Source organism: Roseomonas sp. E05 (assembly GCF_030063475.1).
In the GTDB taxonomy this organism is placed as follows: Bacteria; Pseudomonadota; Alphaproteobacteria; order Acetobacterales; family Acetobacteraceae; genus Pseudoroseomonas.
The window spans coordinates 22,109-43,443 of sequence record NZ_JASIRT010000003.1 but is presented as its reverse complement, the minus strand read 5'-3'; the positions used below and the strand labels follow the sequence as shown (position 1 = coordinate 43,443).

Sequence of the window (21,335 nt, the reverse complement as noted above, 5' to 3'; positions counted from 1 at the left end):
AAGCCCGCACGCTAGTGAAGCTTGATGCCGGGGTCCATTGCGGATGGCGGGATGGAGCCGATTTCGTCAGGCCGATGTAGGATTTTTTTCTTGACTAACGGCCATCAAACCCATTAATTCCTATCGCATCAACGGGCGTATTGCGCCTGGTCCTCTCCCCTCCGCCGCCATCCCTGACGCCGTCCGGCCCCCCTCCGGCCGGGCGGTGCGCGCGCCTGCGCGCCGGGCGGCGGCATGCCCCGGACCGTCGCCCTCCCCTCGCCCCTTTCAGGAGACGCGCATGCCATTCGACCCGCGTGGGCTGTCCTCGCTCGCCAGCACGGACAGCTTCACCCTGTGGCTCTATGTCACCAGCGACACCCGTGCCGCGGTGCTGGCGCCCGGCTACTTCTCCAGCGTCACCGATCGCCTGCAGCCCGGCCACGTGGTGGTGCTGCAGTCGGCGGATTCGCTGACCTTCCTGCCGGTGCGCAGCAGCGCGGGCGTGGGCAATGGGCTGGTGCTCGACGCCTCGGCGCCGCCGCTGCGGCTGAACGGCAATGCCGCGCTCGGCATCGAGTTCGCCATGCCGCCGGTGACGGCGGTGACGCGCAGCGTGGCGCTCGATCCGGTGCCGACCGGCCTCTATGTCGGCCGCAGCTTCACGGTGGGGGCACGAACCACCGGGCCGGTGACGACGCTGGTCTTCACCATGCTCAACGCGGCGGGGACGGTCATCGCCGGGCCGGTCTCGGTGGCGGTCGCTTCCGGCAGCGCCTCGGCCAGCTTCACCGCGCCCGATCCCGGCTCGGGCTACCGCATCCGCGTGGCCGACGCGCAGGAGCCGCTGGCGGCGCAGACCTCGGCCTCCTTCGTCGTCACCGAGCCCTTTGCACTGCTGACCGAGTCCGGCGCGTCGATCTCCGCCCAGCAGGGCGGCGAAATGCTGCTCTGACCACGCCTGCCCACCCGACCGCACGCCCCCTCCCGCCGCAAGGATCTCCGCCCCGATGTCCGACAAGAAAATCAGTGAACTGCCTTTCGCCACCGTCCTCAGCGACGCGGACCTGGCGCCGGTCGTGCAGGGCAGTGCCGCGCTGGCCGAGACACGGCGCGCCACCCTCGCGCAGCTGCGCGCCGGGATCCTCACCGAACGGGCGCTGCATGTGCGGGACTTCGGCGCGGTGGGCGACGGCACCACGGACGACGCCGCCGCCATCCAGGCGGCGATCGACGCCGCGGCGGCGCAGGGCGGCGGCAGCGTGCAGCTCGGCCCGCGGCGCTACCGGGTGAAGGCGGCGGAGCTGGACGTGAAGGACGGCGTCTTCCTGCAGGGGCGCCCCGGCTCCGGCGGCTGGCGCCAGAACGGCGACTTCGCCAGCGTGCGCTACGCCATCCTGCTCGACGCCGCGCGCACCATCCGCGTGCGGCGCAATGCCGGGCTGGACGGCGTCGCCGTTCTGCGCGACGGGCTGACGCAGCCGGCCAGCCTGCGCCAGGGGCTGGACGCCGCCGCGGCCTTCGCCGGCACCGCCATCACCCTCGGCGACGGCGGCAGCGGCAACAGCGACGGCAACGGCGCCGACAGCCTGCTCACCCGCCTGCTGATCCTGGGCTTCAACTGGGGCATCTACAGCGACGGCAATGCCCGCGTGCGCATCCAGGACGTGCTGGGCGACTGCACCAACGGCCTCTATCTTGGCCGCTCCTACGACGTCTCGCGCATCAGCGCGGTGAACTGGCACCCGCTGGTCACCACCTCGCGTAGCTGGTCGAACACGCGGCTGCTGATCGCCGGCATCGGCAACAACGGCGGCGGGCAGTTCCGCATCACCACCGCCACGGCGCATGGCCTCTCCACCGGCGACCTGGTGAACATCGCCGAGGTGCGGGATTCCGGCGCGCCCGCCGCCTATGGCCGCTGGGCCATCACCGTGGTGGACAGCACGCGCTTCGACCTGAACGGCTCCACCTACAGCACCGGCTGGACCTCGGGCGGCGCGGTCTACGTCACCCCCAACCGGCGGCAGGGCGCGGGCTACGTGGTCTATGACTGCGACATGGCCACGCTGGAGAACTGCTTCGAGTACGGCCACGACATCGGCTTCGACGTGCAGGACCAGACGCATTCCTGCAGCTTCTTCAACATCGGCGGCGACGGCTGGGTGGACGCGGCGGACCCAACCACCATCGGCATCCGCATCGCCGGCACGGCGCTGCGCACCAAGTGGGTGGGCGGCTTTCTCTCCTCCAAGGGCTGCTCGATCCAGGTGAACACCACTGGCACCGAGCAGCACGAGGTGATCGGCGTCAACGTCACCGGCGGCGCGCGGCGCATCGCCGAGGTGCTGGGCGGGCAGCTCTCGCTGGTCGGCTGCGACTTCACCGGCGCGCCGGGCACCGGCAATGTGAGCGTCAGCGCCATCCATATGGGCGCCAGTGCGGGCAACCTGATCGTCTCCGGCTGCGACACCACCGCCGTCACCTTCACGGCCGACAGCGCGGCCGCCATGCAGCGCCTGCAGCTGCTCGGCAACCGGCTGTCCGGCGCCGCGACCACACAGCGCATCGCCGCCGGGCGGGTGGAGCTGGCCTCGGTCTCCTCCGCCGCGGCGATCGAGACCCGCCTCTCGACCGACACCGACGGGGCGGTGAACATCCATCGCCGCAGCGCCACTGCCGGCGCGCAGGTCAAGCTCTACGGCACCGGCAACACCAATGCCGCCAGCTTCAGCATCAGCGGCGCCGACTGCGTCTTCGCGGGCGACAGCGGCAACCTGAACCCGGCGCTGACCCTGGGCGGCAGCGGCATGACCCAGCCGCAGACCCTGCGGCTGCGCCGCCTCTCCAGCAGCGTGGCGGCGAATGACCGGCTCGCGGTGCTGGAAGCGACCGGCAACAACAGCGCCGGCAGCGAACAGGTCTTCGCCCGGCTGGTGACGGTGGCGGAGGCGGTGACGAGCGGCGGCGAGGCCGGCGCAGTGGTGCTGGAGACCCGCTCCGGCGGCAGCGTGGCGGAGCGCTTCCGTCTCGCCGCCAATGGCACGGTGACGCTGACCGGGCCGCTGGTGCTGCCGGCGAACCCGACTGCCAACCTGCAGGCCGCCACCAAGCAGTATGTCGACGGGCAGTTCACCGAACGCCGCCTGCCGACCCTGCTGCTCTCCGGCGCCACCACGCTCACCTATGCCAGCCACAACGCGCGCATGCTGATCGCCAACAGCGGCACCAGCCTGGCGCTCTCCTGGGCCAGTACGGGCGACGGCTTCTTCTGCACGGTCATCAACCGCACGGGCGGCGACCTGGGCCTGACGCTCTCGGGCTTCACCAGCAACACGGCGCCGACCAACAGCGACGGCTTCACCCGCGTCCGCTCCGGCGGCGTGGCGACGCTGCTGGTCTACTCGCCGGACGGCGGCGCGACGAAGATCTGCCAGCTGGCGGGGGCGGGGGCTCCTTGATGCAGTCCCCGTCCTACTCTCCTGGCTTTCTTGCCGCGCCGGCGCTGCGGCTTGTGGGGCCCGGTTTCGCGGAGCGGGTCCTGACGAGTCGCCCGGGCACCGCCTGGGCGATGAATGCCAGCGGCACCTGGCAGGCGGTCGCTCCCGACACGCCCCGCTTCCAGGGTTCTGCCCGCCGCCTGCTGGTCGAGGAGGCCCGGAGCAACGCCCTGCCCAATCCCCGTGCGGAAGGAGCTGAAGCCGGCACCCCCGGCGCCCTGCCGACCGGCTGGAGCATCCTGGGGACGGAGGCGCTGACCCGTACGGTGGTCGGAACCGGCACGATTGGCGGCGTACCCTATATCGATCTGCGCTACTCGGGCAGCCTCAGCAACGCCCAGAGTTGGTGGGTGCTGTTCACCTCCATCACGACCGTCCCCGCCGCGGCGGGCGAAGTGTGGAGCGCTTCGGCGAATGCCTATGTCGTGGCTGGCTCGCTCGCCAATCTGAGCGCGTCGCTCTCTCTGATGCAGCGCACTTCGACGGGTGGCTACATCAGCGGCGTCAGCAGCGCTCCGGGCGGACTCCCCGGCTATCCGGAGTACCGTTCGGTCAGCCGCGAGATGGCCGCCGGCACCGGACGGGTCATCGCCGGGCTCCTGCTGCAGGGCCTTACGCCAGGGGCAGGGGCAGATGTCACGATCCGCATCGCCGGACCGCAGCTTGAACTCGGCCCCTTCGCCTCCTCGCTCGTCCTTCCCCCCGCCGGCAGCCCGGGCGCCACTCCGCGTGCCGCGGACCTGCCCATCTGGACGCCCGCTGGAGGCTTCGGAAGCCAGGGCACGGTGCTGCTCCGGGCCATGCTGCCCAATGCCGCCCTGTTCGGCCGGTCGCAGGGCCTGTTCCAGATCGACGATGGAACCGACCAGAACCGCCTCCTGGTGCGCAACACCTCCGGCGGCGCCGTCGTGTACGGCGTGGTCGACAGCGCGGGCGCAACGCTCGCTGCCCTGGAGGGCGGCAGCGTGACGCCGGGCGTCCCGTTCCAGGCCGCCTTCGCCTGGGCACCCGGCGACCAAGCCTTCTGCCTCAATGGCGGCACCGTGCAGACCGCCGCCGCCAGCCTGCCCGGCGGCCTGACACGGATGCTGGTCGGCCACGCCTCCGGCGCGCTGAACCGCGCGGCGAATGGCGAGGTCGCCCTGCTCGACTACCGCCCGCAGCGCCTTCCCAACGCCATGCTGCAGGCGCTGAGCGCAGCCGCCTGAGGCTGCGCCCCCTTCCTCACGCAACCAAGGACCGCATCCGCATGCCCATCCTGACCGATTATGCCCGCAACCTGCTGGGCCGCGCGCTGTGCGGCCGCAGCCCGGCGCTGCCAACGGCCATCTATGCCGCGCTCGGCACCGGCGGCACCGCCAGCGGCCTGACCGGCGAGCCGGCGGGCAACGGCTATGCCCGCCAGCGCATCACCTTCACTGGCAACGGCCTGCAGCGGAACGCCGAGACCCTCCGCTTCGTGTTCAACGCCGCTGCCGGCAACTTCACCCATATCGGCCTCTACGACGCCGCCTCCGGTGGCAATCCGCTGGCCTATGGGCTCCTGGCGCAGAGCGCCAGCATCTCCGGCCCCGGCACCGTGACGATCGCCGCCGAGGCCGTGACGGTGGACAGCCAGTAACCGTCAGCCTCCGCCCTTTCCCCACCCCCTGAGGAGCATCGATGATGGAATCCTGGATTCGCCTGCAGATCAGCCAGCCCAGCACCTGGCGCGGCCTGTTCATGATCCTGACGGCCGGCTTTGGCATCTCGATCTCGCCCGAGCTGCAGGACGCGCTGCCGAACCTCGCGATCGCCGCGCTCGGCCTGTGGGAGGCGCTGCGCAAGGGCGGCCGCTTCGGCGAGCCCGGCGCCTGACGGCCAGGGCGGCGGAGCGCCTCCGCCGCCCCCACCGCCTCAGGGCGGAGGGTCGATCGCCGCGGCGCAGGCATCAGTCGGCACCGCGGCGGCATGGCCCACCAGCGGGACGATCTTGAGGCCAGCCGAGCCAATCCGACAGGGCGCCGCGACGAGCCCGCAGCCGGAGAGGCCGAAGCCGAGAGCGAGGAGCAGAGGGACCTTGCGCATCATCCCAGCATAACGCCGCCGCCGGCTGGCGGGATGCGGCTTTGGAACTGCCTCTTCCGAAGCTCATCCACAGCACAGAAAAGGGATGGCGTCCGCCTCATCCACGGCCTGGATGTTCAGCCCCAGGCTTTGATGGTGCACTCTTCTTCCCGCGAGTGGAAGGAGGCACTATGGGCCAGGTTCTCCACAGCTGCGCCGCCACGACAGAGGCGGGCCGCCGAGCGATACAACATAACCAAGAGAGCCTGAGGCTCCTGGCCAGGCGCTACGGCATCAACCCCAAGACAGTGGCGAAGTGGCGGAAGCGGGCCTCCGTGGCCGACCTGCCCACCGGGCCGAAGGAGCCGACATCGCAGGCGCTTCCACTACGGCTCACACGACCAGCTCCGCACTCACCTTGCTGACTTCCTGGCCGCCCACAACTTCGCCCGGCGGCTGAAAACCCTTCAGGGCCTGCCCCCCCTATGAGGCCATCTGCAAGGCCTGGGCGGATCAGCCGCGCCGGTTCAGATCGAACCCGCACCCGCGAAACCTGGGGATTAAACAGCGGTTTTTATTGGTTCAGGCGTTCGCGCAGGGCCGTCCTTGACGCACTTCCTGAACATGCGCCCAGCACAAAAGCGAGCACAGCTTGTTCTCGCCCCGCTCCTGCCGCCACCGCCCCGCAAGCAGCAGCAGGACCCGGATGATGAGGAGGGCGGTGCTCCATGCCAGCGCCGCCCGGATCACCGCCAGTTCTGCTCTGCAGCCTCGCAGGCGGCCTGCACGGAGGCGAGCCGCTGCATGAGGGCCGCGATCCGCTCCTGGAGTTCCGCCATGGGGGGCCCTTCGCCAGTTCCTCCGGCTCGGGCTCAGTCGGCGCCTCATCCTCCGACAGCAGTGCCCGGGCCCGGTCCACCCAGCCCTGCGCAGCAGCGGCGGCGTTGGCCGGCCAGCCATTGGGCCCACCGCCAGGGCAAGGGCCGGGTGGGTCTCGGCGGTGCCGTTCTTCAACCCCGGCGCCGCGCGGCCCTTAGCTCAAATCCTCGGCGGCGCGGATTGTTGTGTTGGCTGGCTCGCGGGAAGCTCCCCGAGCCAGGAACGTCGCGCCTCGGCCTAGAGGATCGCGTGCATGCGGCGGTAGGAAAGGGCGCAGGCGCGCGCTCCAGGCCATGTCCGGGACGGATGCCGCATCCTGCAAGATGTTTGATTTGATGGGCGGAAAATCCAACATCTCGGAGACGGCCCTCTGCATCCTCGGAACGGATGGGACTGATCTGAGTAGCGCCGGACGACAATCCGGCGCCGCGCCTCTGATGGGGCGAGAAGAAGGCGGCCGCAGCCGCGTTCAAGCCACAACCGGCGGCGCAGGAATCAGCAGCACAATCAGAGGAGTTGTTGCTGGCATGGACCGCTGCGCCGAAGAGAAGATCCGCGAGTTCGTCGCTGCGTCCTACACCTTGATCGAAGGAATGGTGCAGGCGCACATCGCGGCGGATGAGGACGGCAAGCGGGTGATCGAGACTCACATCGCTGCGATCTTCGATGAGATTGTGGCGGTGGAAGTCCTGGCGGAACTGCTGGAGTTGGGGGCATGAGGGACTCTGCGCGGTTCTGCCCTCCGGCCCGTCGAGAACAGGCTGCAAGAGCCGGAGCAGCAGGCGCTCGTCCCGCGTGGAATGCCGGCGTCTCCGAAGAGGGCATCCCCGCCGGCGGGTCGCCTTCGCGCTGACACTGGGCGACATTGGCATGGCCTTGCCGCTGCTCGGCGCCGCAGCTGCACCCAAGCGCCTGATCGCCGACAAGGCTTCTGGCACGGAGCGTCTGCAGCGCTGCCTGAAGGTCGGCTGGCCCAGAACGACTTCTCCTCAATCGCGCTTATCGCTGCTGTCACCGAGTGGATCTAAATGAGTCCCCTGCCTGGCCGCCTGCCGAGCGTGTCATGGCGGGAATAGATCTCCGAGCAGCTTGATTTTTGCCCTTGAGGAGAGAGCTATCTTAACGTTATGCGCGCATTTGGATATTCTTAATCACGTTTCGCAATCCAGAGTTGCGCTAAAGTGCGGCAAAGCATGTGTCCATGAGCGCCTTCCAGATCATCGCATTCGCGTCATCGCTGCTTGCCACCCTATGCGGCGGATGGTGGAAGTGGAATGACTTAGGCGCCGCTTGAACGCCCCGGGGCTGGCTCCGGAAAGCAATGCCAGGATGGAAGGAGCATTCCGCGCCAAGTGGCACCGCGCAGTAGCCTCTTCTCCCGCGGCGCTTCCTCCCTTGCGACTGAAGTCCTGATACCCCTGAGAGCGCCGGGATAGCAGGGACGGTCGGCGCATGGCCGGCATATCGTCCAGCCCAGGCTTTTTGTGCCTGATAGTCGTCCGGCCGCCGCGAACGAGCACGAACCGCGTGACTGTCACGGCTCACTGCTCCGCGTGTTCCCGCACCTTTTCGTGCCTTGTTCCGCTGAATGCCTCTTGCGTCCTCCGCCCTGAACCCTTAGGAACCGCCTCGCTTTCACCGTACCCGCTGCTGTAGCTCAGTGGTAGAGCACTCCCTTGGTAAGGGAGAGGTCGACAGTTCAATCCTGTCCAGCAGCACCATTTTCCTTCAACGGCTTAGGCCGGCTTGCAGGACGGGGCGGAAGGCATTTCCCCTGACCAAGGCCGCCTGCGGCGACAGGGCCCTGCGCCCCTGCCTCAGCGGCAGCCCTCGCCCTGCCGCTCGAAGTTCAGCACGCGCCCGTCCCGCACCTCGAAGGTCACCGCGCAAGGCTCCGCCGGCACGCCGGCACCACCGAAGCCGAAGCTGATGCCCGTTCCCACCCCGACGCCACGGCCCCAATGGCCACTGCCGAACCCGAAGCCGATGCCAGGGCTGACGGAAGGAGCCACGGCTGCGCCAGATGCGCCAGAGAAGTCATATTGCAGGAAGCGGCGCCCCTCGACCTCATAGGCCTGGTCCGGCACACCCAGCGCGCTGACGAGTTGCACTTCCGGGCCCGAGACATAGGTGGCCATCCGGCGGTCGAAGTCGGCGGGGCCGGTCGCCGCGCAGGCGGAGAGCAGGACAACCCCCAGCAGCGCATGGGCGGGCCCGGCTACTGCGCGCATGTCTCGATCCTCCCTGCCAGCGGCGGCGGTCATCAGGAACGTTCCGCTGGTCGGCCGGGTTTCCCCTCCCCGCGCGGGCTCTCCGCTTCTCCGCAAGGCTCTTCGGACCTGGCGCCGCCGGCATCAGGCGGCGCGCGCCCGCACGCTGCGCCACCCGCTTGCCTCGCAGAGCCTCCCTTCCCTCGAAAATCAAAGCCTTGACCGGCATTCCCGCCTTTGATAGGCGGGCGGGGCCGTTCACCTCGTCCGGCCGCACATTCACCCCCAGGACGCGCCTGCTCTCGTCATGGCGAAGCCTCCCGCACCCCCGCCCAGCCCAGCACAGATGGAGCGCGAAGCGCGCCTTGCCGCTGCGCTGCGTGAGAACCTGCGCCGCCGCAAGGCTCAGAGCCGCGCCCGCGCCGAAGACACCGCGCCTCCGCCTCCCGCCCCGCCTCCCGGGTCCCGGAAGGGCTGATCCGCGCTAAGCTCCGGTTGCCGGCAGCGCGTCGCTGGGCTATCCCGGCCCGCCTTTGCCGCTGCCGCACGGAAGTCCGCGCCCATGTCCATCATGCCCGACAGCTGGATCCGCCGCATGGCGACGGAGCACGGCATGATCGAGCCTTTCGTCGAGAACCAGCGGCGCGAGGGGGTGATCTCCTACGGCCTGTCCTCCTACGGCTATGATGCCCGGGTGGCCGACGAGTTCAAGGTCTTCACCAATGTGGACAACGCGCTGGTGGACCCGAAGCGCTTCGCCGAGGACAGCTTCGTCACCCGCAAGGGCGAGACCTGCATCATCCCCCCCAACTCCTTCGCCCTGGCCCATACGGTCGAGTATTTCCGCATCCCGCGCGACGTGCTGGTGATCTGCCTGGGCAAGTCCACCTATGCCCGCTGCGGCCTGATCGTGAACGTCACGCCGCTGGAGCCGGAATGGGAAGGGCAGGTGACGATCGAGATCAGCAACACCACCCCCCTGCCCGCCCGCATCTACGCCAACGAGGGCATCTGCCAGTTCCTGTTCCTGCAAGGGGCGGAGGCGCCTGAAATCTCCTACGCCGACCGCAAGGGCAAATACATGGGCCAGCGCGGCGTCGCGCTGCCGCGGCTGTAATCGAAGGGGGATACCACGCCATGGATCGCATCCGCGTGCGCGGCGGCCGCCGCCTGAACGGCCGCATCGCCATTGGCGGCGCCAAGAACGCCGCCCTGCCGCTGATGGCCACCGCCCTGCTCACCGATGAGACCGTGGTGCTCACCAATGCGCCGGCGCTGGCGGACGTGGCCACCATGGGCGGGCTGATCGCCCAGCACGGGCTGCGCGTCGAGCACGATACGGAAAGCCGCCGGATCACCCTGGCCGGGGCGGCGAACCAGTTCGAGGCGCCCTACGACCTGGTGCGCAAGATGCGCGCCTCGGTGCTGGTGCTCGGTCCGCTGCTGGCGCGCTACGGCCAGGCCCGTGTCTCGCTGCCCGGCGGCTGCGCCATCGGCACCCGCCCGGTGGACCTCCACCTCAAGGGGCTGGAGCAGATGGGCGCGGTGATTGACCTGGACGCCGGCTACATCAATGCCCGCGTGCCGGCCGAGGCGAATGGCGGCCGGCTGCAGGGCGCCCGCATCATCTTCCCGCAGGTTTCCGTCGGCGCCACCGAGAATCTGCTGATGGCCGCCACCCTGGCCAGCGGCACCACCGAGTTGGTCAACGCCGCGCGCGAGCCGGAGATCAGCGATCTCGCCCATTGCCTGCTCGCCATGGGCGCGCGGATCGAGGGCATCGGCACCGACCGGCTGGTGGTCCAGGGCGCGGACAGCCTGCATGGCACCACCCATGCCATCCTGCCCGACCGCATCGAGGCCGGCACCTTCGCCTGCGCCGGCGCCATCACCGGGGGCGAGCTGCTGCTGGAGGGGATGCGGCTGGAGTTGTTCGGCGCCTTCAGCCGCGCGCTGCGCGAGGCCGGCGTGGAGCTGCTGCAGGAGGCGGAGGGCGTCCGCGCGAAGCGGCTGAACGGCCTGCATGGCGTCGATGTGATGACCGAGCCCTTTCCCGGCTTCGCCACCGACATGCAGGCCCAGTTCATGGCCCTGATGGCGGTCGCCGAGGGCGCCTCGATGATCACCGAGACGATCTTCGAGAACCGCTTCATGCATGTGCCGGAGCTGACGCGGATGGGCGCGCGGATCAATGCGCATGGCTCCTCCGCCATCGTGCGCGGGGTGCCGCGCCTCTCCGGCGCCCCGGTCATGGCGACCGACCTGCGCGCCTCCGTCTCCCTCATCATCGCCGGCCTGGCCGCCGAAGGCGAGACGGTGGTCAACCGCGTCTATCATCTGGACCGCGGTTATGAGCGGATCGAGCGCAAGCTGGCCGCCGTCGGTGCCGATATCGAGCGGATTCCAGGCTGACGCTGCCGTGGCGCGGCCACTTTTCCGGTGATACAACCAGACATGGACCAGCCCATCACCAACAGCCCCACGGCGGCCATGGACGAGGCGCAATCGCTCGTCCTGGCCCTGCCCAAGGGGCGCATCCTGAAGGAGCTGGGGCCGCTGCTGGCCCGCACCGGCATCGTCCCCGCCGAGGATTTCCACGCCGAATCCAGCCGCCGCCTGCGCTTCGAGACCAACCATCCCGGCCTCGACGTCATCCGCGTGCGCTCCTTCGACGTGGCCACCTTCGTCGCTTTCGGCGCGGCGCAGATCGGCATCTGCGGCGCCGATGTGCTGATGGAGTTCGACTATCCCGAGATCTACGCCCCGCTCGACCTCGGGATCGGCCGCTGCCGCGTCTCGGTGGCCGAGCCGGCGACCGGGGCGGGGCAGGATGACATGGCCAGGCATTCCCGCGTCGCCGTCGCCACCAAGTACCCCAACATCGCCCGCCGGCACTTCGCGGCGAAGGGCATCCAGGCCGAGGTGGTTCACCTGAACGGCGCCATGGAGCTGGCGCCCTCGCTCGGCCTCTCCCGCCTGATCGTGGACCTGGTGCAGACCGGCTCCACCCTGAAGGCCAATGGGCTGGTGGAGACGGACGTGATCGCGAACGTCACCTCCCGCCTCATCGTCAACCGCACCGCGCTGAAGACGCGGCCGGAGGTGATCGCGGGCTGGCTCGCCCGCTTCCGCACCGCGCTGGCCGCCACAGGGACCGAAACCGCCGCATGATCCGCCTCTCCACCGCCCATGCCGGGTTCGAGGCCGAGTTCCGCACCCTGCTCGATCAGGCGCGGGAGACCACGGCCAAGGTCGACGCCGCCGTTGCCGGTATCATCGCCGAGGTGCGGGCGGAGGGTGACGCCGCCCTGCTGCGGCTCACCGAGCGCTTCGACCGCTGGAGCCCGGATGGGGCGGCCGCCCTGCGGGTGACGGAAGCCGAGATCGAGGCGGCCCGCGCCGCCTGCGCCCCCGCCCTGCTGGACGCGCTGGACCTCGCCGCCACCCGCATCGAGCGCTTCCACGCCGCCCAACTCCCGCGCGATGTCGAACTGGATGACCCGCTCGGCCTCACGCTGGGCATGCGCTGGAGCGCCATCGATGCCGTTGGCGTCTATGTGCCCGGCGGCAAGGCGGCCTATCCCTCCTCGGTGCTGATGAACGCCATCCCGGCACAGGTGGCGGGGGTGCGGCGCATCGCCATGTGCGTGCCGACGCCGGACGGCGTGCTGAACCCGCTGGTGCTGGCCGCCGCGCACCGCGCCGGCGTCACCGAGATCTGGCGCGTCGGCGGCGCCCAGGCGATCGCCGCCCTGGCCTGGGGTACCGCCAGCATCGCTCCGGTGGACCGCGTCGCCGGCCCGGGCAACGCCTATGTGGCAGAGGCCAAGCGGCAGGTCTTCGGCCGGGTCGGTATCGATTCGATCGCCGGCCCCTCCGAGGTGGTGGTGCTGGCCGATGCCAGCCAGAACCCGGCGCAGATCGCCATCGACCTGCTGGCCCAGGCCGAGCACGACGAGAGCGCCCAGGCCATCCTGATCACCACCAGTGCGCAGATGGCCCATGCCGTCGAGCACGCGGTGGAGGAGGCGCTCGGCACTCTCGCACGCGCCGAGATCGCCGGCGAGAGCTGGCGCCGCCACGGCGCCATCATCGTGGTGCATGACTGGGACGAAGGCGCCGCCCTGGTGGACCGGCTGGCGCCGGAGCACCTGGAGATCATGGTCTCCCAGCCCGGACCTCTCTTCGCCCGCATCCGCCATGCCGGCGCCGCCTTCCTCGGCGCGCACTGCCCGGAGGCGCTGGGCGACTATGTCGCCGGCCCCAACCACGTGCTGCCCACCGGGCGCACGGCGCGCTTCGCCTCCGGCCTCTCGGTCTTTGACTTCCTCAAGCGCACCACCTGGATCGCTGCCGAGAAGCGCGGCCTGGAGGCGATCGGTCCGGCCGCCGTGGCCTTGGCCGAGGCCGAGGGCCTGACCGCCCATGCCCGCAGCGTGGCGATGCGGCTGGGGCAGGGCTGAGCCCCGCACGGTTGAAGAATCCGCGCACGGCCGCCATTTCTGCAGCAAACCGAGACTTCCCTGGCGGGAGCCGTGCTTGACCGGCCGGGCGCGGACCATCATGGTCCGCCCCGCCCGCGCTTCCGCGTCCACACCCGCCCCGCAGCACCAGAAAGAGGCCTGATGTCGAAAGAAGATATGATCGAGTTCAGCGGCCAGGTCGTTGAACTCCTGCCCAACGCCATGTTCCGTGTGAAGCTCGACAACGACCACATGGTCCTCGCCCATACCAGCGGCAAGATGCGCAAGAACCGCATCCGCGTGCTGGCCGGCGACCGCGTGAACGTCGAGATGACGCCCTATGATCTGACCAAGGGCCGTATCACGTTCCGGTTCAAGTAATGCCCGTGGCGGGCCAGCCGGCGCCCGAGGCCGCGGCGGCCGAAGCCGCCCCCCCTCCTTCCTCCGCGCCCGCCCGCCCGCCGCTGGTGCTGGCCAGTGGCAGTCCCCGGCGCCTCGATCTGCTGCGGCGGATCGGCGTGGTGCCGGCGCGCGTGCGGCCGCCCGAGATCGACGAAGCCCCGCTCAAGCAGGAACTCCCGCGCCAGCTCGCCGCGCGGCTGTCCGAGGCCAAGGCGCGTGCCGTGATGGCCGCCGAGCCCGGGGCGCTGGTGCTGGCCGCCGACACGGTGGTGGGCGCCGGCCGCCGCATCCTGCCCAAGGCCGAGACGGAGACCGAGGCGCGGTCCTGCCTGGCCCTGCTCTCCGGCCGCCGCCACCGCGTCTTCACCGGTGTGGCGCTCGGCCTGCCGGACGGCCGGCTGCTGACCCGGCTGGTGCAGAGCATCGTCACCTTCCAGCGGCTGACCCCGGCGCAGATCGAGGCCTATGTCGCCAGCGGCGAATGGCGTGGCAAGGCCGGCGGCTACACCATCCAGGAGTCGGCCGAGGCCTTCGTCCGCTTCCTCTCCGGCAGCCATTCCAACGTGGTCGGCCTGCCGCTGTACGAGACCGCCCAGCTGCTGCGCGGCATCGGATGGCTGCGCCCCTGATCCTCGTCGCCTGCTCGCCCGGCGAGCAGCGCACCGCGCTGCTGCGGGAGGGGCGGCTGGAGGCGGCCTTCGTCGAGCGCCCCGCCCGCCCTGAGGGCCTCGGCGACCTGCATATCGGACGCCTGGCAGCGCGCGCCCCCGCCATGGCCGGTGCCTTCGTGGCGCTGGCCGGCGGCGAGACCGGCTTCCTGCCCGATTCCGATGGCGCCAAGGGCCGCACCGAGGGCGAGTGGCTGCGCGTCGCTGTGACCCGCACCGCCCAGGGCGGCAAGGGGCCACGGCTGGCGGTGCGCGCCGGGCCGGCGGAAGGGCCGCTCCGCCTGCTCGCGCGTGGCCTCGACGCGCCGCTGCGGCTGGCCTCCGAGCACCCGGAGGCCGAACTGCACACCGACACTCCCGCCTGCGCCGCCCGGCTGCGTGCCGCCCTGCCCCCCGGGCGCGTCTCGCTGTCGAGCCGCCCGGCCTTCGATGACGCGTTGGAAGATGCCTTCGCCGCCCTCGCCTCTCCCGAGGTGCCGCTCCCCGGCGGCGGGCGACTGACCATCCATCCGACGCCCGCCCTTGTCGCCATCGATGTCGATGCCGGCAGTGCGGCGGGGGTCCGCAACGCCGCGGCACACCGCGCGCTGAACGCGCACGCCCTCGCCGAGGCGGCCCGGCAGATCCGCCTGCGCCATCTGGCCGGCGCCATTCTGATCGACACGGCGGGCATGCCCATCGGCCGCCGCAAGGACCTGCTGCCCGGCTTCCAGACCGTGGCACAGCAGGACCCGCTGCTGCGCGTGGTCGGACTGACCGGTCTCGGCCTGCTCGAACTGCAGCGGCGGCGGGTTCATACGCCGCTGCACGAAGTGCTGGGGCAACCAGCCTCGCCCCTCAGCCGCGGCCTCGCGGCGCTGCGGCGGGGCATCCGCGCCGCAGCGGCACGGCCTGGCGCGCGCCTTACCCTCACCGCCCCCCCGAGCGTGCTGGCCGCCCTGGAGGCCTGGCCGGGCGCGCTGGAGGAATTCCGGCAGGCGGCCGGTCCGCTGCATCTGCGGCCCGACCCGCTCTGCCCTCCAGGCCAGGAGGACATCCATGCCGAATGAGAAGACTCCGCCGCGCCGCCCGGCCCGCTGCCCCGTCTGCGGCAAGCCGTCCGAGCCCGCCTTCCGCCCCTTCTGCTCCGCGCGCTGCAAGCAGGTCGATCTTGGCCGCTGGCTGAACGGCGGCTACGCCATCCCCGGCGCCCCCACCGAGCCGGAGGAAGAGGGCGAAACCTGACCTGGCGGCGAAACAATGACATTTCCCGGCTGGACAGGCTTTCTGCCTTCGGTTATCTGGCGGCTCCACCAACGGTGGCACCGAGACGGCGCCACATCATGGGCCCAGATAGCTCAGTTGGTAGAGCATGCGACTGAAAATCGCAGTGTCGCTGGTTCGATTCCGGCTCTGGGCACCATCTCCTTTTCCGTCATATTCAGGCTCCCTAAGAGTTTGAACGGCAACGAGATTTCAGCGGTTCGATAGCCCTCGCCGCGCACATATGGCAGACGGTCGGCGAAGACCAGTTTGAGCACCGCGCGCCGGTCCTCGATCCGCTCCGATTTCCAGAGTTTGCAAGGGTTTGCGAGGAAGTCGAAGGCGGTTCGATAGCTTTCGCTAAAGCTCGTCAGCGGCTTGCCGTTGGATCCCAGCCGCTCCCGCATCAGAGCCTTCTGCGTCTCCAGCTCCTTGATCCGCCGCTCATAGGCGGCGACCACGGACGCGCTGGTCGCATCGACGATCCGATCCAGCAATTGCTCGACCTTGCGCTCGACCGCGCGCAGCTCCTGCTTGAGGGTGGCGCCTTGCGTGCGCGTGCTGGCAAGCTTCGCCTGCCAAAGATCGCGGAACATCTGGAAGGCCAGATTGAACAGCCCCTCCGAAGGGCGAAGCTGATGGAGCAGCGTCTCGAACTCGCCCTCAATCACATCCCGGCGAATGGATTTGCGGCTTTCGACGCAGCCCCGCGTATCGCACAGATAATACGGGTAGCGAGCGCTCCGCCCCTTCGACCAGCAGGCCGTCAGCGGCTCGCCGCAATGGCCGCAGGTCACAAACCCCCGCAGCGGAAAATCCTCGGACAGATCGACCCGCGCCGGCACCTTCGCCGCCATGCCGAAGCGCCGCTCCTGGATCGTCTGCCAGGTGGCGAGGCTAACCAGCGGCTCATGCTTGGCAGGCACCAAGCGAAGGCCCCATTCTTCATGGGTGATATGGGGTCACGCCATAGGACGGAGGCTGGAATCACCCTAAGCGGGACGGAGCGGGAACATCAGGCGGCGTCGGCCACGGTGTGACGACTGCCGCGGAGCGGCCGGAAGCCGTCCGGGCCGACGCCTCCGCCCTGACCCCAGAGGTAGTCGCCGGTGAGGTTGACGTGCTGCCAGCCAAGCGGGGCGAGGTGGGCGAGCAGCGTGTCCGGGACCGTCTCACCGCGGCCGCGCAGGACGTCGAGCGCGCGGCCGAGATAGACCGTGTTCCACAGCGCGATGGCGGCGGTGACGAGGGCGAGGCCGCTGGCGCGGTGCTGCTGCAGCTCGGCGGTGCGGTCGCGCAGCCGGCCGAGGCGGTGGAAGCACACGGCGCGGGCGAGCGCATTCCGGGCCTCGCCCTTGTTCAGCTCTGCCGTGGCCTGCCGGCGCAGCTCGGGCCGCTCCAGCCAGTCGAGCGTGAAGAGCGTCCGCTCGACCCGGCCAATCTCGCGCAGCGCCAGCGCGAGGCCGTTCTGCCGCGGGTAGGCGCCGAGGCGCTTCAGCATCAGCGATGCGCTGACCCGGCCGGTGCGCACCGAGGCGGCGAGCCGCAGCACCTCCTCCCAGTGCGCGGCAATGAGCTTCGTATCCACGATGCCGGCGATGAAGGGCTGCAGCGCCGGCCAGGTGGAGCCAGGGCTGAAGGCATAGAGGCGTCGCTCGGCCAGGTTCGGGATGCGCGGCGCGAAGCGGAAGCCGAGCACATGGGCGAGCGCGAAGACGTGGTCGCTGACGCCGCCGCCGTCGGTGTGGTGCACCGCGCTGGCGAGGTCGGCCTCGTGGTAAAGCAGGCCGTCAATGACGTGCGCCGCCTCGCTGGAGGGCAGGATGGCGACGGTGTGGAAGGGCGCGTGGCGGGCGCTGACGTGGGTGTAGAGCAGCGTCGTCGCGTCGCGGCCATAGTGGCTGTTGACGGCGCCGACCGCCTCGCCAGGCCCGCCGGCCGGGAAGTGCTGGCCGTCGGAGCTGGAGACGTCGGCGGCGCCGAAATGCGCCGCGAGCGGCTGGGCCTGCTGGGCGTTCACCAGGATGGCGAGCGCCCGTCGGTAGGTCTCCTCGCGCAGGTGCCAGCCGGCCGTCCAGGCGAGCTGGCGGTAGGTGGCGACGGCGCAGGCGTCGGCCATGCGCGTCAGGCCGAGATTGGTGGCGTCCGCCAGCACGGCGGTGAGCACGACGCGCCGGTCGCCGGCCGTCAGCCCGCTGTGCAGGTGGGTGAAGGCGGCGCCGAAGTCCGTCCAGCGGTCGACCTCGGCGAGCAGGTCGGTGATGCGGACTGCCGGGACCAGGCCGTAGAGGCGCTCGGCCAGCGCTTCGGCCTCCTCCGGCGTGGCGGCCTTGAGCGGCGAGATCCGCAGCGCGTCGCCCGCGATGCGGACGTCCTCGAGACGATCTGCCGCGGCCTTGGCTGCGATCTCGGCGAGACGCCGGTCGAGGGTGGTGCGGCGCTCCGTGAGGTAGGCCTCGGCTGTCTCCGGCACGGCGACGGGCAGCGGCCCGGCGTCGCGCATGGCGGCGAAGAGCGCGGGCGGGATGAGCTGGTCCTCGACGGCGCGCCACTGCCGGCTGCCCTCTACCCAGATGTCGCCGGCCCGCAGCCGGTCGCGCAGCGCGAGCAGCGTTGCCGCCTCCCAAACGCGCCGTGACCCCCCGCCCGCGTCCCGGACGGCTTCGCGCCAGGCTGGGCGCAGGAAGGAGGTTGGCAGACTCCCCGGCCATCGCCGGCCGCCGCTGGCGTAGACCTCGCGCAGCGCCTCGACGGCGCGCAGCGTCCCCGCCGAGGCAGGAACGGCCCGAAGCCGGAAGGCGCCGAGGAAGGTGGGGCCGAGCCGGCGCAGGACCGGCCAAGCGCGGGCGGCGAGCGCCGGCAGGTCGGCCCGGTCTGGGCGCGCGAGGCGCTCGGCCTCGGCGATACTGCGCGCGAGCCTGTCCCAGCCGACGGCGTCGGCGACTGCGGCCTCCAGATCGCCACTGCCGTCCCTGGCCTCGATGAGCGCCGCCCCCAGCCTGGCCAACAGGCGGACCTTGTCGTTGACGGCGCGTGCGTCGCGCAGGAGCGCGTCGCCCTCGGCGAGCTCGGCCCGGCGGAACATGCGCCTGACGGCGCGGTCGAAGGTGCCGACGCCGTCGTCGGTCAGCCGCGTGATCGTGTCGAGCACCGTGGCGGCGAGCGTGGCCCGGCGCCGAAGCGGCGACAGTGTCCGGAGGTGCTGGGCCGTAAAGCGCCCGCCCTCGCGCGCCAGCCGGCGCAGGCGCTCGGGATGGACGCCCTCCGTGCAGGCGGGGTCGAGGCCGATCGCCCGCAGCCGCTCCAGCGCCACGACGAGGCGTGCAAGGGTGCGGTGCCCCGGCGCGCCGGGTGGCTGGCGAACCCAGGCGAGGACGCTCGTTCCCGTCCCCGGCTCGGCGGCCAGCAGAGCATCGAGCGCGTTCGCCTGGGCCGGCGTGATCCGGCCGGTGATCTGGTGCGCGACGTGGCGCTCCGCGGCGGTGAGCGCGGCCGCGGTCAGCTCCTCGACGATGGAGGAGCCGGGCACGATCAGCCTCCGCCGCCGTATCTCCTCCAGCAGCGCCGTGGCGACCGCCACAGCGCTCGTGGTAGCGAGCGCCACGGGCAGCAGCCAGGCCGCCACCTCGCGCCGACGGGCGGGCGTGAGATCGGAGAAGCCGAAGGCGACGCGAAGCTCGTCGAGATGCGCGGAGCGGGTCTGCGCCCGCGTGCCGTAAGCGGCGACCGCCTCTGGCGCGGCACCGACCGCGTCGGCCACGAAGCGCAGCGCCGGCTCCGGCACGGCCTCGCCGGGCCGGAGCGGCCGGCCGGGGTAGCGCAGCGAGCAGAGCTGCAGGGCGAAGCCGAGCCGGTTGTGGTCGCGCCGCCGCCGGCCGACCGCGGCGAGGTCGGCGTCGCCGAGCACCCAGTGCCGCACCAGCTCGGCCTCCGTGGCGGGCAGGGCGAGCAGCCCCGCGAGCTGCGCCCCGGTGAGCGCGCGTCGTCTCGGCATGGCGGGTTGTCCCAGTTGAGGTATAGGCTGATTGCTACGGTGCCGGGCCGAGCCGGAACAGTGGCTTGCGGGCCGCCATGCGGGAGGGGTTCAACTGGGACAGCGCGCCGCCCTCTACTGTCGGGTCTCGACGGCCGACCAGTCCTGCGCGCGGCAGGAGCGCGATCTGGCCGCGTTCGCGGCGCGCGCCGGTTACGAGGTGGTCGGGGTCTACAAGGAGACTGCGTCAGGGGTGCGGCTCGACCGGGCCGAGCGGCGGAAGGTGATGGCGCTCGCGCAGCGGCGCGAGATCGACGCGGTGCTGGTGACTGAGCTGTCGCGGTGGGGCCGCAGCACGACGGACCTGCTGGCTACCTTGCGCGAGCTCGAGGCGAGGCACGTCTCGCTCGTCGCGCTGAACGGCATGGCCTTCGACCTCTCAACGCCGCACGGGCGCATGATGGCGACCGTGCTCGCCGGCATCGCCGAGTTCGAGCGCGAGTTGACGCAGGAGCGCATCCGCTCCGGCATCGCCGCGGCGAAGGCGCGCGGCAAGCGGCTGGGCCGACAGCCGGGGCAGCGGCCGAAGTCGGACCGGCTGGCGCCGAAGGTTCTCAGCCTCATCGCCCAGGGGCGGAGCTATCGCTTGATCGGCCGCGAGCTGGGGCTGAGCAAGAACACCGTGGCCGACATTGTGAGGCGGACCAGGGTGAGTTCGGCGGTATCCGGATCTGATTCTAGCGTGGGCCCATGAGGTAGATCAGCTCTCTCAACTCCGCCTCCCGCCGGAGGCTGTGGGCAAGGCGGCAAAGCTGGATGTCTGCAGGTGTCTGGCTGCCGCTCGATCCGTCTCCCCGATCGAACAGGCCGCAGTGGAGGTCTCGGTACCGCTGCCAATTCGTCTGAGATGCCGAGAGATCGGCGCCGCGCAGCGCAAGGCCAGGCGATCTGGCCTCCCTGATCAACACCGCGATGCGCTGGTCCGCTGCATCCGTTGCCTCGCGAGCGCAGATGGCAGTGCCGGTCGGTGTTGAGCTCGTGGGGCCATCGCGGCACACGGCCAGCAGCTGCATGTTTGGTTCGAACTGTGACTGAGCATCCGCTGTGGAGCAGGCTGTCAGTAAAGCAACAGCGAGAACGGCTCGGCGAATCATGGAACCGCGCCCTCGGTGCCGACCGGGAACTTGAAAAGGCGCCGCTCGGCAGCGCGCCTTGCGATGAGGCCGGGCGAATCAGCGCCCCCTGACCTTACCCAGACCCCGAACTGCTCCGCCGCGCCTGCATAATCCCCGGCGTTCAAACGACGCAGCAGCGTGCTGCGTTGAAAGGCGCCCGTTCCGATGTTGTAGGCCAGCGAGGTAAGCGCGTCGTACTGATTCTGGTTGAGCGGAACCGTCACGGCGTTCGCCACAGCACGTTGCGCGGGCGCGACCGCGATCGTCATCAACGCCTGCTGCTGGTCGTCGGTGAGCCTCACCGCATCGCGCTGCGTCGTGGCGAAGTTGCCGGCGTCCTGGCCTCGAAGGCCGGCACCGGCAGCGAGCGCGGCGGCGGTGTCGGCCGGCAATCCTGCCGCGGCCAGGTCGCCTTGCACCTGCTCGCGGGTTCGACCGCCCATGTCGTAGCCGGGCCCCAGCGTCACGCCGCTGTTGCCGCCGGGCCAGTGCGGCCGGTCACTCACACCGACCCGCGCCTCCCACTGGTAGAGAAAAGCGGCGCCGTTCGTTGAGATCTCCGACGGTCGCGGCGGTGCCGCGCCGTTCGGCGTCGTATTCGGTGCCTCCGTGCCACCGCTAGTCTGCTGCAAGGCCGCTCCGCCGGCAGAGTTGTCGCCAGTCCGAGCCGGAGCCGACCTCTGGTGGGCCGACACCTGCTCGGTATGCCCATCGCGGACGCGCGTGTAGGCCTGAACGAAGACGACCGAGCTGCCTGAGGGATCTTGGTACGGCGATCCTTCGAGCGCACGCCACCCG

General features: G+C 70.6%; 20 protein-coding genes, 2 tRNA genes and 3 pseudogenes. 19 read left to right on the top strand and 6 right to left on the bottom strand.

The features are described from left to right. Positions 1-280: 280 nt before the first annotated feature. The 5 genes from QMO56_RS04465 to QMO56_RS04445 are packed head-to-tail and all read left to right on the top strand — an operon-like array spanning position 281 to position 5,336. Complete coding sequence (locus QMO56_RS04465; RefSeq protein WP_283523836.1) at positions 281-934, top strand: hypothetical protein; 654 nt, start codon at positions 281-283, stop codon at positions 932-934. Between the two features lie 55 nt (positions 935-989). Beyond that, a complete protein-coding gene (locus QMO56_RS04460) occupies positions 990-3,440 on the top strand; it encodes a glycosyl hydrolase family 28-related protein (protein WP_283523835.1) in 2,451 nt (816 codons plus the stop codon). Further along, complete coding sequence (locus QMO56_RS04455; protein WP_283523834.1) at positions 3,440-4,687, top strand: hypothetical protein; 1,248 nt, start codon at positions 3,440-3,442, stop codon at positions 4,685-4,687. The genes QMO56_RS04460 and QMO56_RS04455 overlap by 1 nt, the downstream gene beginning before the upstream one ends. Before the next feature lie 41 nt (positions 4,688-4,728). Then, on the top strand, positions 4,729-5,100 hold the full coding sequence (locus tag QMO56_RS04450; protein WP_283523833.1) for a hypothetical protein: 372 nt from the start codon (positions 4,729-4,731) through the stop codon (positions 5,098-5,100). A gap of 44 nt (positions 5,101-5,144) precedes the next feature. After that, positions 5,145-5,336, top strand: a complete 192-nt coding sequence (locus QMO56_RS04445) for a hypothetical protein (RefSeq protein ID WP_283523832.1) — start codon at positions 5,145-5,147, stop codon at positions 5,334-5,336. A 39-nt stretch (positions 5,337-5,375) separates the two neighbouring features. Here QMO56_RS04445 and QMO56_RS04440 read toward each other — a convergent pair whose 3' ends face one another. Then, positions 5,376-5,546, bottom strand: a complete 171-nt coding sequence (locus QMO56_RS04440) for a DUF6726 family protein (RefSeq protein WP_283523831.1) — start codon at positions 5,544-5,546, stop codon at positions 5,376-5,378. A 170-nt stretch (positions 5,547-5,716) separates the two neighbouring features. On the opposite strand from QMO56_RS04440, the pseudogene QMO56_RS04435 reads away from it, so the two are divergent. The 4 genes and pseudogenes from QMO56_RS04435 to QMO56_RS04425 form a co-directional block, all read left to right on the top strand. Further along, a pseudogene (locus tag QMO56_RS04435) lies at positions 5,717-5,908 on the top strand (IS481 family transposase); the annotation flags it as partial. After that, a pseudogene (locus QMO56_RS26970) lies at positions 5,901-6,135 on the top strand (hypothetical protein); the annotation flags it as partial. The pseudogenes QMO56_RS04435 and QMO56_RS26970, both read left to right, overlap by 8 nt. A gap of 562 nt (positions 6,136-6,697) precedes the next feature. Continuing rightward, a complete protein-coding gene (locus QMO56_RS04430) occupies positions 6,698-7,123 on the top strand; it encodes a hypothetical protein (RefSeq protein ID WP_283523830.1) in 426 nt (141 codons plus the stop codon). Positions 7,124-8,050: 927 nt separating this feature from the next. Further along, positions 8,051-8,125: transfer RNA gene (locus QMO56_RS04425), tRNA-Thr, on the top strand. 96 nt (positions 8,126-8,221) lie between these two features. On the opposite strand, the gene QMO56_RS04420 is transcribed toward QMO56_RS04425, so the two are convergent. Further along, positions 8,222-8,635 (bottom strand): hypothetical protein, encoded by a 414-nt coding sequence (locus tag QMO56_RS04420; protein WP_283523829.1) that lies wholly within the window; start codon positions 8,633-8,635, stop codon positions 8,222-8,224. A gap of 541 nt (positions 8,636-9,176) precedes the next feature. Between QMO56_RS04420 and dcd the strand changes: the two genes are divergently transcribed. The 9 genes from dcd to QMO56_RS04375 all read left to right on the top strand — a co-directional run bounded on the left by dcd (position 9,177) and on the right by QMO56_RS04375 (position 15,549). After that, on the top strand, positions 9,177-9,731 hold the full coding sequence (gene dcd / locus QMO56_RS04415) for a dCTP deaminase (RefSeq protein WP_283523828.1): 555 nt from the start codon (positions 9,177-9,179) through the stop codon (positions 9,729-9,731). A 20-nt stretch (positions 9,732-9,751) separates the two neighbouring features. Then, a complete protein-coding gene (murA, locus tag QMO56_RS04410) occupies positions 9,752-11,026 on the top strand; it encodes a UDP-N-acetylglucosamine 1-carboxyvinyltransferase (protein ID WP_283523827.1) in 1,275 nt (424 codons plus the stop codon). Between the two features lie 42 nt (positions 11,027-11,068). Next, complete coding sequence (gene hisG, locus QMO56_RS04405) at positions 11,069-11,785, top strand: ATP phosphoribosyltransferase (protein WP_283523826.1); 717 nt, start codon at positions 11,069-11,071, stop codon at positions 11,783-11,785. Next, positions 11,782-13,077 carry a histidinol dehydrogenase gene (gene hisD, locus QMO56_RS04400; protein WP_283523825.1) on the top strand — a complete coding sequence of 432 codons (1,296 nt, stop codon included), beginning with the start codon at positions 11,782-11,784 and terminating at the stop codon, positions 13,075-13,077. The genes hisG and hisD overlap by 4 nt, the downstream gene beginning before the upstream one ends. A 162-nt stretch (positions 13,078-13,239) precedes the next feature. Continuing rightward, complete coding sequence (infA, locus tag QMO56_RS04395) at positions 13,240-13,458, top strand: translation initiation factor IF-1 (RefSeq protein ID WP_026033499.1); 219 nt, start codon at positions 13,240-13,242, stop codon at positions 13,456-13,458. Next, on the top strand, positions 13,458-14,108 hold the full coding sequence (locus QMO56_RS04390; protein WP_283523824.1) for a nucleoside triphosphate pyrophosphatase: 651 nt from the start codon (positions 13,458-13,460) through the stop codon (positions 14,106-14,108). The genes infA and QMO56_RS04390 overlap by 1 nt, the downstream gene beginning before the upstream one ends. Continuing rightward, positions 14,093-15,196 (top strand): ribonuclease E/G, encoded by a 1,104-nt coding sequence (locus QMO56_RS04385; RefSeq protein ID WP_283523823.1) that lies wholly within the window; start codon positions 14,093-14,095, stop codon positions 15,194-15,196. The genes QMO56_RS04390 and QMO56_RS04385 overlap by 16 nt, the downstream gene beginning before the upstream one ends. Further along, complete coding sequence (gene yacG / locus QMO56_RS04380) at positions 15,186-15,371, top strand: DNA gyrase inhibitor YacG (RefSeq protein WP_283523822.1); 186 nt, start codon at positions 15,186-15,188, stop codon at positions 15,369-15,371. Before QMO56_RS04385 ends, yacG begins: the two co-directional genes overlap by 11 nt. Before the next feature lie 102 nt (positions 15,372-15,473). Next, positions 15,474-15,549 (top strand) — tRNA-Phe (locus QMO56_RS04375). A 547-nt stretch (positions 15,550-16,096) separates the two neighbouring features. On the opposite strand, the pseudogene QMO56_RS26965 reads toward QMO56_RS04375, so the two are convergent. Both QMO56_RS26965 and QMO56_RS04365 read right to left on the bottom strand, forming a co-directional pair. Then, positions 16,097-16,246 (bottom strand): annotated as a pseudogene (locus QMO56_RS26965) (zinc ribbon domain-containing protein); the annotation flags it as partial. 158 nt (positions 16,247-16,404) lie between these two features. Then, positions 16,405-19,383, bottom strand: a complete 2,979-nt coding sequence (locus tag QMO56_RS04365; RefSeq protein WP_349362340.1) for a Tn3 family transposase — start codon at positions 19,381-19,383, stop codon at positions 16,405-16,407. 94 nt (positions 19,384-19,477) lie between these two features. On the opposite strand from QMO56_RS04365, the gene QMO56_RS04360 reads away from it, so the two are divergent. Then, the gene (locus QMO56_RS04360; RefSeq protein ID WP_283524101.1) at positions 19,478-20,116 is read left to right on the top strand and encodes a recombinase family protein; all 639 of its coding nucleotides are present in this window, start codon (positions 19,478-19,480) and stop codon (positions 20,114-20,116) included. On the opposite strand, the gene QMO56_RS26960 is transcribed toward QMO56_RS04360, so the two are convergent. After that, on the bottom strand, positions 20,100-20,435 hold the full coding sequence (locus tag QMO56_RS26960; protein ID WP_408906504.1) for a lysozyme inhibitor LprI family protein: 336 nt from the start codon (positions 20,433-20,435) through the stop codon (positions 20,100-20,102). The genes QMO56_RS04360 and QMO56_RS26960 overlap by 17 nt on opposite strands. A 77-nt stretch (positions 20,436-20,512) precedes the next feature. Further along, entirely contained in the window at positions 20,513-21,169 is a 657-nt protein-coding gene (locus QMO56_RS04355; RefSeq protein ID WP_283523820.1) for a glycoside hydrolase family protein, read from the bottom strand. Positions 21,170-21,335 lie beyond the last annotated feature (166 nt).

Excerpts from the sequence above, each read along its gene's own strand:
- QMO56_RS04465 (WP_283523836.1), top strand. The coding sequence starts at position 281 with ATGCCATTCGACCCGCGTGGGCTGTCCTCGCTCGCCAGCACGGACAGC.
- QMO56_RS04460 (WP_283523835.1), top strand. The coding sequence starts at position 990 with ATGTCCGACAAGAAAATCAGTGAACTGCCTTTCGCCACCGTCCTCAGC.
- QMO56_RS04455 (WP_283523834.1), top strand. The coding sequence starts at position 3,440 with ATGCAGTCCCCGTCCTACTCTCCTGGCTTTCTTGCCGCGCCGGCGCTG.
- QMO56_RS04450 (WP_283523833.1), top strand. The coding sequence starts at position 4,729 with ATGCCCATCCTGACCGATTATGCCCGCAACCTGCTGGGCCGCGCGCTG.
- QMO56_RS04445 (WP_283523832.1), top strand. The coding sequence starts at position 5,145 with ATGGAATCCTGGATTCGCCTGCAGATCAGCCAGCCCAGCACCTGGCGC.
- QMO56_RS04440 (WP_283523831.1), bottom strand. The coding sequence starts at position 5,546 with ATGCGCAAGGTCCCTCTGCTCCTCGCTCTCGGCTTCGGCCTCTCCGGC.
- QMO56_RS04430 (WP_283523830.1), top strand. The coding sequence starts at position 6,698 with ATGTCCGGGACGGATGCCGCATCCTGCAAGATGTTTGATTTGATGGGC.
- QMO56_RS04420 (WP_283523829.1), bottom strand. The coding sequence starts at position 8,635 with ATGCGCGCAGTAGCCGGGCCCGCCCATGCGCTGCTGGGGGTTGTCCTG.
- dcd (WP_283523828.1), top strand. The coding sequence starts at position 9,177 with ATGTCCATCATGCCCGACAGCTGGATCCGCCGCATGGCGACGGAGCAC.
- murA (WP_283523827.1), top strand. The coding sequence starts at position 9,752 with ATGGATCGCATCCGCGTGCGCGGCGGCCGCCGCCTGAACGGCCGCATC.
- hisG (WP_283523826.1), top strand. The coding sequence starts at position 11,069 with ATGGACCAGCCCATCACCAACAGCCCCACGGCGGCCATGGACGAGGCG.
- hisD (WP_283523825.1), top strand. The coding sequence starts at position 11,782 with ATGATCCGCCTCTCCACCGCCCATGCCGGGTTCGAGGCCGAGTTCCGC.
- infA (WP_026033499.1), top strand. The coding sequence starts at position 13,240 with ATGTCGAAAGAAGATATGATCGAGTTCAGCGGCCAGGTCGTTGAACTC.
- QMO56_RS04390 (WP_283523824.1), top strand. The coding sequence starts at position 13,458 with ATGCCCGTGGCGGGCCAGCCGGCGCCCGAGGCCGCGGCGGCCGAAGCC.
- QMO56_RS04385 (WP_283523823.1), top strand. The coding sequence starts at position 14,093 with ATGGCTGCGCCCCTGATCCTCGTCGCCTGCTCGCCCGGCGAGCAGCGC.
- yacG (WP_283523822.1), top strand. The coding sequence starts at position 15,186 with ATGCCGAATGAGAAGACTCCGCCGCGCCGCCCGGCCCGCTGCCCCGTC.
- QMO56_RS04365 (WP_349362340.1), bottom strand. The coding sequence starts at position 19,383 with ATGCCGAGACGACGCGCGCTCACCGGGGCGCAGCTCGCGGGGCTGCTC.
- QMO56_RS26960 (WP_408906504.1), bottom strand. The coding sequence starts at position 20,435 with ATGCAGCTGCTGGCCGTGTGCCGCGATGGCCCCACGAGCTCAACACCG.